The sequence below is a fragment of the Photobacterium sp. NCIMB 13483 genome (assembly GCF_003025475.1).
Taxonomy (GTDB): domain Bacteria; phylum Pseudomonadota; class Gammaproteobacteria; order Enterobacterales; family Vibrionaceae; genus Photobacterium; species Photobacterium piscicola.
This window is the reverse complement of sequence record NZ_PYLV01000026.1, coordinates 36,168-48,676: the sequence shown is the minus strand read 5'-3', so window position 1 is coordinate 48,676 and position 12,509 is coordinate 36,168. Positions and strand designations below refer to the sequence as shown.

The following is a 12,509-nucleotide window of genomic DNA, read 5'->3' as shown; positions in this document are numbered from 1 at the left end:
ATGAGTCAGCGGCGAAGCAACGGCTCTTTAATGTCATTCAAAAAAGAGCCCATTGCGGAATGATTAAGGCTGTAATGCGGTTTCCAATGCCAATTCAATCATATTATTGAAAGACAATTGACGTTCTTCAGCGGTAGTTTCTTCACCGGTTAAACAGTGATCAGACACAGTTAAAATAGCGAGGGTTTCGATATTAAACTGATGACCAAGGCCATATAATCCCGCCACTTCCATATCAATCCCTAATACTCCAAAACGTTCTAACGCTGGAATCAAATCTTGATCAGGATCGTAATACATATCACCGGTGAAAATGTTACCGACCTTTACATCAATGTTTTTCTGTTGCGCTGTCATATAGGCATTGTGTAATAAACCAAAACTGGCTGACGTTGCCATTTGATAACCACTGCTACGTTTAGCATTAGTTGGAGAATCCGTACCTGCTGCTTGCGCTAAAATAATATCGCGCATATGAACATCTTTTTGAGTGGCACCAATGCTGCCAATACGAATAACGCGCTTCACCCCAAAGTCATGAATCAGTTCGTGACCATAAAGCACCATTGAGGGAATACCCATACCGTGTCCCATCACCGATACTCGCTGACCTTTGTAATAACCGGTATAGCCCAACATATTACGAACATCAGTGACTAACACTGCGTCCGTTAAATAGGTTTCAGCAATAAACTTCGCCCGCAATGGATCACCTGGCATGATCACAGTTTCAGAAAAGTCACCCGGTTGAGCATTAATATGTGCAGTCATGATATAAACCTTCAAGTGTTTGTCTGCGCTCATAGTAAACAAACACCCACTCAATATTTCAGGACTAAAGTCCGCTTTTTCGGTTTGATATCTCAATTTTATTATTCTTATTTAAATTGAACTTTTGGGCATATTTACAATAACTTTTCAACTTAGAAATAGTGATAAAAATTAAAATAAAACAATAGGATAAGCGCTAATTATGAGCTCGAATCATAACAACTCACCGAACCAACACGCAAAGCGATAAATGCCATTCAACATCGCATAAATAATTAATCCGTAAAAAATACAGAATAAAAAAATAAAACGCTAAAAACGAAAAAAGCCCGTATTGAACCATTTATACAAAAGGTTCAATACGGGCTTTTATTTAACATTCATCTTCGTGATTCTTGGCTGTGAATACACGAACTAACCACCGTAATTCTCTACAGTGAGTACCACAACCACCCCGTCATTCCCTACAGTGAGGTTACGAGCGAGATAGGGAATCTAATGATGATTACTCAACGTTAGTTTTATTACCTTGTGGCGTTAAATCTAATAAAGCAGCATATCAATAACATCAATTATTCTGCAGGGCAATTTACTGACCCATACCAAATAAAACCGTCTTCACTGTTAGTAACAGCACTTTTATATCTAACATCAGACTTTGATGCTTAATATAATAGATATCATACTTATGCTTCCACACGGCATCTTCAACCGAAGCACCATAGGCATACTTTACTTGCGCTAATCCTGTCACACCCGGCTTAATTGCATGTCGAAAACGATAATATGGAATAGTTTGTTCAAGGCCTTCAATAAAGACTTCACGTTCAGGACGAGGACCAATCAACGACATCTCATCTTTTACAATATTGATTAACTGTGGCAATTCATCAATACGGGTTTTACGAATAAACTTACCAACACGAGTAACACGCGCATCATTTTTAGATGCCCATTGCGCACCATCTTTTTCAGCATCATTACGCATCGAACGAAACTTAATCACTTCAAATTCTTTATTATATTGGCCCGTACGACGTTGTTTAAAAAACACCGGCCCAGGTGACTCTAATTTAATAAAAACAGCAGTAATAAGCCCAACAGGAATGGCAATCAAGGCTAACAATGCAACACAAAACAAATCGAGTCCGCGTTTTATGGCTCGTCGAGGTCCACTCGACAATAACGAAAATGATTTTTGATGTAAAAAATAATGTGGGTGCAGTAGCTCTGTTTCAGTAAACCCTAAGCGGCGATCGAGATAGGAGACAATAGGTTCAACCCAAGCCCCTGATTCTGTAGCGGCGATTAAAAAGGCATTTTCTTCACTATCAAATTCAGCCGAACGGTAATGACAAATTAATTTACGCTTAAAATCAGTAACCGAATAATCATTTAACACATAATTAATATGGTTGCGCTCTAATACCGTTAAAATAGTATCAACCTGATCAAGCGGACAATAGACATAAACCAATGCTGATGTTTTTGCTATTTTTTGATCAGATAAAACAGGAGTGATAGCCTCGTCCGAAGGAGTGACCGTGATCATATTCATTACAGAATCCAGTTAAGGTGATGTCTTTTATACTGACAATATTGACATCAAATAAAAATTAACACTTGAGCAACAATATGCATATAAGTATTTGCGTGCTATATGAATATGCGTATTAAGATAATTTTTATGAAGGTAACCAACCATGTAACGAATATTTTTTTAAATTTGGGTCAAAAAGAGGTTTTAATAGAAGAAGAACAAGTGACGAGGAAGCTGTCTCAAATTTTGTGTAACTGCCGACACTTAAAAAAAGAGATAACAAAATCGTTGAAACTTTAGCTCTTTCCTAGTCCCAGCTCTTCCTCATCCTTACAAATCTGGCTCTTACTGTCCCATACCAAACAACACAGTTTTTACGGTACGTAGAATAATTTTTAAATCCATACGCAAGCTTTGGTGTTTAATATAATGAATATCATACTTGTGCTTCCAGATAGCATCTTCAACTGACGCACCGTAAGCATATTTAACTTGAGCAAGCCCAGTTACACCCGGCTTAATCGCATGACGGAAACGATAATAAGGAATTTGAGTTTCTAAATCCTTAATAAACACTTCTCGTTCTGGGCGAGGACCAACTAATGACATCTCACCTTTTAAAATATTAATCAATTGTGGCAGCTCATCAATACGGGTTTTACGAATAAACTTACCGACACGGGTCACTCGTGCATCATTTTTAGATGCCCATTGAGCACCATTTTTTTCAGCATCATTACGCATAGATCGAAACTTAATCACTTCAAACTCTTGATTATATTGTCCGACCCGTTTTTGACGGAAAAATATAGGCCCTGGCGATTCAAGTTTAATTAATACTGCTGTAATTAATCCTACAGGAATCGCAATTTTGGCCAATAATATGACGCAAAAAATATCAAGTACGCGCTTAACTACTCGATTTTTTTTGTTAGACAATATGGAAAAAGATTTTTGATGTAAAAAGTAATGAGGATGAAGCAATTCAGTTTCAGTAAAGCCTAAACAACGATCTAAATAAGACACTAACGGTTCAATCCACGCACCAGATTCAGTGGCTTTAATTAAAAAGGCATTTTCTTGCTCATTAAATTCAGCAGAACGATAATGGCAAATAACCTTATTTTTAAAATCAACCAGACTATAATCATTTAATGCATAATTTATATTATTCTTGTTTAGCACCACTGTAATTGTGCTTATTTGATCTTTAGGACAATAAACATAAATAGCAGCGGTTGTTGTTACGACAGTCTGAGTTTCTGAAGTCGATGCAATAACTTCAGAATCTTGAGTAGAAGAGGTTATGTCAGACATGAGTTGTCCTTTGCTTTGTTATGATGATTTTTTTAAGCCTAAATAAGCATAATTAAGAAAATAAAATGTACTTTGTTTTAAATTAAGTTTTTCAATTTCTCTATATAATCGCCATTGATATTTAGCTGCATCTGTTTTATTCGAAGATACGCTATTTGTTTGTACAGCTAGATAATCAGCTAGCACTTCATCCATACCTAACGCATAATCTACTTGTTTTAATATTCTAAGCCATAAACCTAAATCTTGGCGTTTTGATATATTAGGCATATAAACTTTGCCAATTTTATCAGTATCATATATTGCCGTTAAACAACCAATACGATTACTTTTAAGCATATCAGTATAAGTTACTTTTAATATGGGTTTATAAACACGTAAATGATTACCATCACTATCTAAACAATTATAAGCAGTATAAGATAAGGCAATATCTTTCTCACTCATAAAATTTAATTGTTTTTCAAGCTTAGTTGGATGCCATTGATCATCAGCATCAAGAAAAGCAATATAACGGCCTTGAGCATGCTCTATTGCAATATTTCGAGCAATCGCAGGTCCCGCATTCCACGTTCTTTCAATTAATTTAACTCGAGAGTCTACGGCAACAATACTTTTAATTAATTCACGAGAATGATCAGTAGAACAATCATCAACAATAAGCATTTCCCAATCCGTCATAGTTTGAGAAATAACTGAATTAATTGTTTTTTCTATTGTTGCAATACAATTATATGAAGGAGTAATAATTGAAACTAAAGGAGGCGTTTTATTTATAGCCATTAGAGTGTCCAATAAATGGCAGCTATTAACCTTAATATTACAGGCTCACTATCCATGAATGAAAGAAAGAAAATAACTAGTCAGTATTGTTTATTAATCAGCACCAAATAAATCACGGGTATATACTTTATCAACAATATCCGCTAATTCATCAGCCATACGATTAGAGACAATCACATCACAGCTTTGTTTAAATTCGGCTAAATCATTTATTACCAATGAATTAAAAAACTCTTTTTCTTCAAGTACTGGTTCATAAACAACAACTTCAATACCTTTGGCTTTTATTCGCTTCATAATGCCTTGAATACTTGAGGCGCGGAAATTATCCGAACCAGATTTCATGATTAAACGATAAATACCCACACGTTGTGGTTTACGGCGTAAAATTGAATCAGCAATAAAATCTTTACGAGTCGTGTTAGCATCAACAATTGCACCAATAATACTATTTGGCACATCATTATAATTAGCACGTAATTGCTTAGTATCTTTCGGTAAACAATAACCACCATAACCAAACGATGGATTATTATAGTGATTACCAATACGAGGATCTAACCCTACCCCTTCGATAATTTGACGGGCATTTAACTTATGAATTTCAGCATAGCTATCTAACTCATTAAAATAAGCGACACGCATTGCTAAATAAGTATTAGAAAATAACTTAACCGCTTCAGCTTCAGTAGCATCGGTAAATAATACTTCAATATTATCTTTTAATGCACCTTCAACTAATAAATTAGCAAAAGTATGTGCACGTTCACTTTGCTCACCAACAATAATACGTGACGGATAAAGATTATCGTATAATGCCCGTCCTTCTCGTAAAAACTCAGGTGAGAACATAATGTTATCACAACCAAACTGTTGCTTAACTTGCTCGGTATAACCAACAGGAACGGTTGATTTAATCACCATGACCGCTTGTGGATTAATTGCTAATACATCTTTAATTACCGCTTCAACAGATGAAGTATTAAAATAATTGGTTTTAATATCATAATCAGTCGGGGTTGCAATAATAACAAAATCAGCATTTTCATAAGCTAATTGCTTATTCAATGTTGCATGAAAATTTAATGGCTTATTTTGTAGAAAATCTTCAATTTCCTTATCGACTATTGGCGATATTTTATCATTTAATAAATTAATTTTTTCTTCAATAATATCAACAGCAACAATTTCATTATGCTGAGCAAGCAGCATAGCATTAGACAGACCGACATAGCCTGTACCTGCGATCGTAATTTTCATTTTTTAGACTCAAGCCAAATATTACCATATTTATAATCAGCTTTAATATCAGAAAAAGGCTCAAAACCACTTCCTGGTGTAAAGGTCATTTCTCCAAATAGAACTTTACCATCAACTAAATATAAATCCACACGGACATAATCAAAACCTTCAGATAAACCAAATGCAATTTCTTTTAATTTATTGAGTTCTTCAACTTTAGGTAAGTTATATTGTCCACCAGTATATAACAAGTCATAATTAAGACGATTCCAGTCTAAATCATATAGGTTTCTTTTATGATCAGAAAACCTATCAAAATCTACTTGTAAAAAACCATCTGAAGAATTAAATATATGAAATTTAAAATCTTCAATATCTCCATCTTTATTATCTATAAACTCTTCAATAATAATTTTTTTAGGTATTTCATCGTATTGAGTCTCCCCAAGAATAGAACCAATATATGATTCCATATAAGCTTTTCTAAATTTATCTTTAATGTATTCATAATCGATATTATTTTTATTCTTTACAATTTCAATATGGTTATTACCACTACCAAAGTTAGTCTTTATAACAAACTTATTAGGCAATACGGAAAAGTCTACATCATCAATAGTCTTATTAACTGAGATTAAAGGAATAAGGTATTTACTACCAATTTTATTTTCAATAAACTCTCTCACCAAAAATTTATCAGAAAGTCTAGTGTAAATAGGAAGTATATTTAACTTCCTTTTTTGTATTTTTTCAGAATATTTTATTTCGTTATCAAAAGAAACAATACTTTTATGCTTGATAAAATAATATATTTTTATTCTTAATTTCAAAGGAAAAAGACAAAATATTTTAATTAATTTACTTTTCATTTATTTTTAACTCTGAATGTCTATAATAAATACCAGATTTTGATAATTTTTTATTCATTACTGTATTTCCAGCAATACATGATGAAGGAGGTATAATAGATCCAGCGAGAATAAGAGAATGCCCCCCAATCCAGGATCCTTTACCTATATGAATACTTTCTCTGTTTGGCTTTCCATATCGATAAGAACCTCTATAAAGAGTATGATTACCAGTAATAATAATAGCAGAGTAACCAACCATAACCTCATCAGATATTATAAGGGAAGTTGATGCATCTACAATAACATTTGAAGCTATAATACAATCAGTACCAACTTCAATATTTTCTAACCCTTTAATTAAAGCGTTACTAGCTACCTGAAAATTATTACCTGAGCTTTTCATTCCAAATGAATAACACCAGCCTCTAAACCTCATTATCATTGGTATATCAGGAAAAAAATACATAACGGTTCTAATTAACCATGAATATAATAATAAAAATTTATGCTTCATTAATTACCTCATCAACAAACTTATCTAAAGTAAATCTGATACTATTTTCATTCCCTTTAGTAGCTCGACTACCAATAAATTCAGGGGAAGAAGAATTCAAACAAAAAAGGATTGAATCATATAATCCTTTACTATCTTTAGAAGCTGATATATTACCGACTAAATTGTTATTTTTATCCGTCATTACTCGACGAACATAACCAACATCTGTAGATATACAAAATAAATTATGATACATTGCCTCTAATATAACTCGAGGACCAGTTTCGGATAGAGACGGATTAATAAAATAATTATGATCTTTGTAAACTTGATCTAAATCAGGTCCATTTTTAATAAAGCCAAGCATTCTTATATTATTTTCAAGTTTGTGAAACAATATCATTTCATTTAATTTTGAATATAATGCACCAGAACCAACAATAGTTAATACAGCATAACTATGAAGCTTAACAATGTTTTTAAATGCTAAAATTAAATTTTCTAACCCCTTACCTTCTTGAAGCCTAGATACACATAAAAAACTAAAATCATTATAATTTTTTTCTTTTCCTTTTTCTTTTATATCTATTTCTTGTTTAGTTAAACTACTTTCAATTAATACATTTACTTTATTTTTTAAAAACAAAGGTAAATCATTTATTACAGAGTCACCATTAGCACTACATTGATTTAATCTTGCAGAAAGACATATAATATAATATTCAGGATAAAATAGGAATAATTTAGCAATTGTCTTTACCTTTGCATTCCTAAAACCACTTTTTATTACTTCTATTGGATTTGACGTAAAATGATAATTCAATTTCGATTTGTTTTTATATAAATTAAACATCCAAGAAAAAGGCTCTGGTGTTCGAATATATATATAATCAGCTTTGTTACATAAATCCTTTATACCATTTTTTATTGCACCTATATTTTTCATAGCTTTAATATAAGAATTAAAAGATGGTAACTTAATTAATTCAACATCACTAAATGGAATAAAAACATGGGAATCATTTACTTTTGAAAACTTAGTATTTGATAATAAAACAACACGACCGATAGATTTATTTGATTTAAATGCATATAAATATTTAGCATGAATAGCTTCTATATAGAAACCATCATCTGCAGGGATCACCCCCCAATTACAATAAAGTCCTAATATCATTTATATGACCTTTCCCGTTAAAAAATAAAAAGGGACTATTCCGACATAATCAAATTGCAAATCAATATTTGATACAAAAAATCTAGCAAAACCTGCAAGCATTATAATAATAAATAATGCAATGAAATTTTTATTATTATCCCTAACTAATAAAATTGAAGCATACATAGCAGAAAGAACAACACTTAATGGAAATATAATCCTAAACGCATGTGTTATGGTAGCTGAAAATAAAATAAAAATAACAGTAAACAATAATATATTAAATTCTTTGGACCTATTTCCATTTATAAAACAGACAACTAAAATAGGAATAAAATATATTACCGTTTTAACTCCGTCCATAAAATATAATAATGAACCAGTTCTCAATGATATGTTCAATTTATTTGCCAATACCGAAGGTAGCATACTAAAAACGATATCACCAAGAAAAAGCTGCCATGTAACTCCAATAAAGATTACGATTAAAAAATATATTTTTTTTAATCGATAGTTAATAATAAAATAAACTATTGGAAATATAACAATACTACTTGTATGAAAAGAAATTGCTATAATAAAGAAAATAGCCTGATTAAACTTACCCTTAGAAAATAAAGCAAATATGATAAAAGCACATGCTATTGACTGACGCCAAAGCAAAGTTAATGATCCTATTTTAAACAAAAAACAAGATAGTATAAGTATTAGGAGTATATTTTTACATTTATATTGTTTGATAATAACAAAATAAACAGCAACATAGTTTAAGAAAATTGTAATGAAATTCATTACAATAGAGAACTCAATTTCATTTAAATCAAAAAATGACAATATATTATTTAAAACAAAATAACCATATTCAAATCTAAAATCAGAAAACAAAGCTCCATCTATAATTAATTTATAATATTGGAAGTAAATTAGAAAATCGCTAGATCCTGCAGTTGTTAATAACTTACCTGAATATAATGTAGCTAAAGATAAAGATAATATAAAACCATATGATATAATAACTATTTTACTTGAAGAATTTCCATTATATATAGAATATACAATACAGCCGAAAACTGACACTAAAGGAGAGTATACATATAATAATACTATTATAAAAAAAAACATTATATAACTTTCAACCTAAGCCATTTAATACATCTAAGAATTAATATTAATATTTTCTTTTCATTAATCTTAATGTTATTATTTTTAGCAAATGTAAAATATGGGAAAAGTAAAGAAACACTAACAAATGGTATTAAATAACAAATATTCTTATTAAGAATATTTGCTTCTTCTGGACTATATTTAATCTTTAGAATTTTTTTAATTTCATCTTTATATTTTCCATTTTCAGATCCTATTTTTTCATTACTAATTTTGACTTGATTAGTTATCTGAATAGTATTATATTTTTTAGATACTTGTTTTTCATGTGTTCTATATTTTAGTAACACCTCATTTAAATTAGCAAAATCACCGTACTTACTCAAATCTACCCAAAATTTATAATCTTCAGAATGAATATAATATTTATTATATTTTAGTCTTGTTTTTCTAAACATTGTAGTTGGGTGACAAAATGGTGTTGAGAAATTTAACTGTAATTTACACATTTCATTTGATATCGGTAAATTACTAATACCAACATTAACACCAAACATTTCGAACTGAGTTCCACAAATAACAACATTATTATTTTTTTCCAAGAATTCTAACTGTTTTTGGATTCTTGTCGGATAACTAATATCATCAGAATCCATTCTCGCAATATAATCTCCACTACAATTTTCCAGCCCAAAATTTAATGTATCAATTAAACCACAATTATTTCTATTAAAAATTTTTACTCTTTTATCTTCGGCCGAAATCCTATTAATAATTAAACTTGTATTATCCGTTGATCCATCATTAACAACAATTATTTCTAAATTTTTATATGTTTGGTTAATTATAGATAGTAAAGCCAATTCGACATGTTTTTCACCATTATAAACAGGAACAATAACAGAAACTAATTTATTCATAACCGTATCCATGAATTAGGAATTAATGTTGAGTCATCCATATTCTCATTAACAAACCATTTTTCAGGGGCAATCACTATTTTAGTCTTATTTCTATTTAGCCAAGCAGCCCACCAACTAAAAGTACTATTAGCTATAATGTTATTTTCACATAATGACATTAAATACATATCAACTTCTGGTTCTAAGGATGACCCTTCAATATATTTAGTATTTAATCCAAAATTTATATTCTCTTTACACCAATCTATATCATCAGAAAAAACATAAAAAATTGTATTATCATCAACTCTTCCTTTTTTTTCTAATACTTTTATTGCCTTTTCATAATAGGTTTGGTCACATATACCATGTGTTTTATTTGCTGCTTCATTTGATAAATAATCACCTCTTCTTATATGAAGAGATATACTATTTTTCCTTGTAATCATATCTATTAAATCTTTATTTTTTTCTTTAGATTCATCCATTAAGTCAAACTCATCTAATAAAACATCTCTTATATCAATGAAATATTTTTCAGATTGAAAATAACCGTATAAATAGGAATATTTATTAACACTAAAAATATTAGAGTCAAATGTTAATTTTCTTTCTTTATAAACCAAAGGATTAATCATTGCCATTTTTTTATTATAAATCGTGTTTTTTATATAATGATTTATATTTATAAATTTTGAGGTGCACTTTAATTTATTTAGTCTCAGGGGATGAACATCATAATTATCCATAACACTAACATCAACAACAAGTTGAGTATTATTTCTTTTTGCAATTGATAATGCAGTTGCATATTGAAATAATTGATTACCCAAACCACCTATAATTTCAATTTTTAGCATAAAATCCTCTAGAATAACCAATCCAAATACATAATAAAAAAATCAAACTACCACTAAATAATACAAAGATATTCTCGATTGAAACACCATAAGTATAATCAAATAAAAGAACAGGTAATGATGCAGGAATTATAATAATCACTTTCTTAAAGAGTAATTTATAATTTATTCTAAAAGAAGTTACATTTTTCATTATAAAAAACATCACAATAAAAACAATTAAAAATGAAATTAACAGAACAAAAGGAAATACAATTCCAACATGGCCAATTGCAATAAAAGACAAAAAAACAATACTAATAATAAAAAAAGTCAAACCTGATATATAAGGAATAGATAATAACTTTGTTTTATTTTCTGACTGAGCAATAAGGGAAACTGCATTTGTAATAACTCTAAAAAAATCAATTATTATTGCAACATATACGACATTTAAAGATGATGAAAAATTAGCTGATATTAGTAGTGGGAAAATATATTTAATATAACAAAAAATAAATAACACTACAGGTAAATAAACCCCCAAAACATTATCAATATACCCTTCTATATTTTTAACTCTATCACTTATCTTTTCTGATTTAATACCATTATAGAATTCAGGTTGAAAATATTGAGTCGTTAATGATTCTAATACTGACATAATTTGCAATGAAACACCAAAACCCACCGCTAAATATGCTAAATAATCAATCCCTATATATTTATCAACATATATTCGATAACCGGAGTTTAACCCCCACATAAAAAATGTAGCTAAACTAATTGGAATACAAAATTTAAATATTATTTTAAAATTTGAATATTTTATTCTATAACTTTTTTTGTTATATCTATATTTCCGTTTAAAGAAATATATAGCATAAAATAAGGACAATCCATTTCCAATAGTAATACCTAACACCCAATTGATATAACTCGGCCCAAATAAATACAAAAATAACAATGATAAAAATAATGATATTAAACTTGTAAAAACTAATGACACAACAAAAAAACGATTATTATTTAATATATTAGATAAGAAAATGATATTTTGGTTTGAATTAACAAACATTATAGAAAGACATACAATTATTATCATTTCAGTCGTACTATTATATAAATTAAAATCATTTAAAAAATATAACACTATTAATGCGATAAAAGAAACTATTACCGTAGCTAATATATATATATATAATTTATTTACTACTGTACCATCATCTTTCCATTTATTTATATTGCAATTATAATATTGCGCTAAAGGGTTCAAACAAAACAATGACCAAAAAGTAAAAATAGTATTGTATAAATAATAACCACCCACATTTTCATCATTTAGATATGTCGTTAAACACCTTATTGATATTAGCATTATTACTATTTGGAGTAATTTACCTAATATTATTTCTACAACTCTATTTTTAGTCATTTCTTTAAGTATTTAAACTCGTTATTCATTTAATATAAAATCTAACAATCAATATAATAAATGACGTTTG

The 12,509-nt window shown here is 29.5% G+C and carries 12 protein-coding genes; all 12 read right to left on the bottom strand.

Translation table 11 applies throughout. The annotated features are described in order from the left end of the window. Window positions 1-63: 63 nt before the first annotated feature. The 12 genes from deoD to C9I86_RS16790 all read right to left on the bottom strand — a co-directional run bounded on the left by deoD (window position 64) and on the right by C9I86_RS16790 (window position 12,439). Complete coding sequence (gene deoD, locus C9I86_RS16845; protein WP_107277010.1) at window positions 64-771, bottom strand: purine-nucleoside phosphorylase; 708 nt, start codon at window positions 769-771, stop codon at window positions 64-66. A gap of 589 nt (window positions 772-1,360) precedes the next feature. Beyond that, window positions 1,361-2,323, bottom strand: coding sequence for a sugar transferase (locus C9I86_RS16840; protein ID WP_241956911.1), 963 nt, complete (start codon window positions 2,321-2,323; stop codon window positions 1,361-1,363). A gap of 333 nt (window positions 2,324-2,656) precedes the next feature. Next, entirely contained in the window at window positions 2,657-3,628 is a 972-nt protein-coding gene (locus tag C9I86_RS16835; RefSeq protein WP_107277008.1) for a sugar transferase, read from the bottom strand. An 18-nt stretch (window positions 3,629-3,646) separates the two neighbouring features. After that, on the bottom strand, window positions 3,647-4,411 hold the full coding sequence (locus C9I86_RS16830) for a glycosyltransferase family 2 protein (protein WP_107277007.1): 765 nt from the start codon (window positions 4,409-4,411) through the stop codon (window positions 3,647-3,649). Between the two features lie 93 nt (window positions 4,412-4,504). Beyond that, window positions 4,505-5,671, bottom strand: coding sequence for a nucleotide sugar dehydrogenase (locus C9I86_RS16825; RefSeq protein ID WP_107277006.1), 1,167 nt, complete (start codon window positions 5,669-5,671; stop codon window positions 4,505-4,507). Beyond that, window positions 5,668-6,522, bottom strand: a complete 855-nt coding sequence (locus C9I86_RS16820; protein WP_107277005.1) for an ATP-grasp fold amidoligase family protein — start codon at window positions 6,520-6,522, stop codon at window positions 5,668-5,670. Before C9I86_RS16820 ends, C9I86_RS16825 begins: the two co-directional genes overlap by 4 nt. Then, window positions 6,512-7,018: a hypothetical protein gene (locus tag C9I86_RS16815; RefSeq protein ID WP_107277004.1), complete on the bottom strand. Its 507-nt coding sequence runs from the start codon at window positions 7,016-7,018 to the stop codon at window positions 6,512-6,514. The genes C9I86_RS16820 and C9I86_RS16815 overlap by 11 nt, the downstream gene beginning before the upstream one ends. Continuing rightward, on the bottom strand, window positions 7,008-8,177 hold the full coding sequence (locus tag C9I86_RS16810; RefSeq protein ID WP_107277003.1) for a glycosyltransferase: 1,170 nt from the start codon (window positions 8,175-8,177) through the stop codon (window positions 7,008-7,010). The genes C9I86_RS16815 and C9I86_RS16810 overlap by 11 nt, the downstream gene beginning before the upstream one ends. Then, window positions 8,178-9,281 carry an EpsG family protein gene (locus C9I86_RS16805; protein ID WP_107277002.1) on the bottom strand — a complete coding sequence of 368 codons (1,104 nt, stop codon included), beginning with the start codon at window positions 9,279-9,281 and terminating at the stop codon, window positions 8,178-8,180. It abuts the gene before it with no gap. Next, complete coding sequence (locus C9I86_RS16800; protein WP_158258962.1) at window positions 9,281-10,183, bottom strand: glycosyltransferase; 903 nt, start codon at window positions 10,181-10,183, stop codon at window positions 9,281-9,283. Before C9I86_RS16800 ends, C9I86_RS16805 begins: the two co-directional genes overlap by 1 nt. Next, window positions 10,180-11,025: an alpha-1,2-fucosyltransferase gene (locus C9I86_RS16795; protein WP_107277000.1), complete on the bottom strand. Its 846-nt coding sequence runs from the start codon at window positions 11,023-11,025 to the stop codon at window positions 10,180-10,182. Before C9I86_RS16795 ends, C9I86_RS16800 begins: the two co-directional genes overlap by 4 nt. Then, window positions 11,012-12,439: a lipopolysaccharide biosynthesis protein gene (locus tag C9I86_RS16790; RefSeq protein ID WP_107276999.1), complete on the bottom strand. Its 1,428-nt coding sequence runs from the start codon at window positions 12,437-12,439 to the stop codon at window positions 11,012-11,014. Before C9I86_RS16790 ends, C9I86_RS16795 begins: the two co-directional genes overlap by 14 nt. Between the last annotated feature and the right edge of the window lie 70 nt (window positions 12,440-12,509).

Excerpts from the sequence above, each read along its gene's own strand:
- deoD (WP_107277010.1), bottom strand. The coding sequence starts at position 771 with ATGACTGCACATATTAATGCTCAACCGGGTGACTTTTCTGAAACTGTG.
- C9I86_RS16840 (WP_241956911.1), bottom strand. The coding sequence starts at position 2,323 with ATGATCACGGTCACTCCTTCGGACGAGGCTATCACTCCTGTTTTATCT.
- C9I86_RS16835 (WP_107277008.1), bottom strand. The coding sequence starts at position 3,628 with ATGTCTGACATAACCTCTTCTACTCAAGATTCTGAAGTTATTGCATCG.
- C9I86_RS16830 (WP_107277007.1), bottom strand. The coding sequence starts at position 4,411 with ATGGCTATAAATAAAACGCCTCCTTTAGTTTCAATTATTACTCCTTCA.
- C9I86_RS16825 (WP_107277006.1), bottom strand. The coding sequence starts at position 5,671 with ATGAAAATTACGATCGCAGGTACAGGCTATGTCGGTCTGTCTAATGCT.
- C9I86_RS16820 (WP_107277005.1), bottom strand. The coding sequence starts at position 6,522 with ATGAAAAGTAAATTAATTAAAATATTTTGTCTTTTTCCTTTGAAATTA.
- C9I86_RS16815 (WP_107277004.1), bottom strand. The coding sequence starts at position 7,018 with ATGAAGCATAAATTTTTATTATTATATTCATGGTTAATTAGAACCGTT.
- C9I86_RS16810 (WP_107277003.1), bottom strand. The coding sequence starts at position 8,177 with ATGATATTAGGACTTTATTGTAATTGGGGGGTGATCCCTGCAGATGAT.
- C9I86_RS16805 (WP_107277002.1), bottom strand. The coding sequence starts at position 9,281 with ATGTTTTTTTTTATAATAGTATTATTATATGTATACTCTCCTTTAGTG.
- C9I86_RS16800 (WP_158258962.1), bottom strand. The coding sequence starts at position 10,183 with ATGAATAAATTAGTTTCTGTTATTGTTCCTGTTTATAATGGTGAAAAA.
- C9I86_RS16795 (WP_107277000.1), bottom strand. The coding sequence starts at position 11,025 with ATGCTAAAAATTGAAATTATAGGTGGTTTGGGTAATCAATTATTTCAA.
- C9I86_RS16790 (WP_107276999.1), bottom strand. The coding sequence starts at position 12,439 with ATGACTAAAAATAGAGTTGTAGAAATAATATTAGGTAAATTACTCCAA.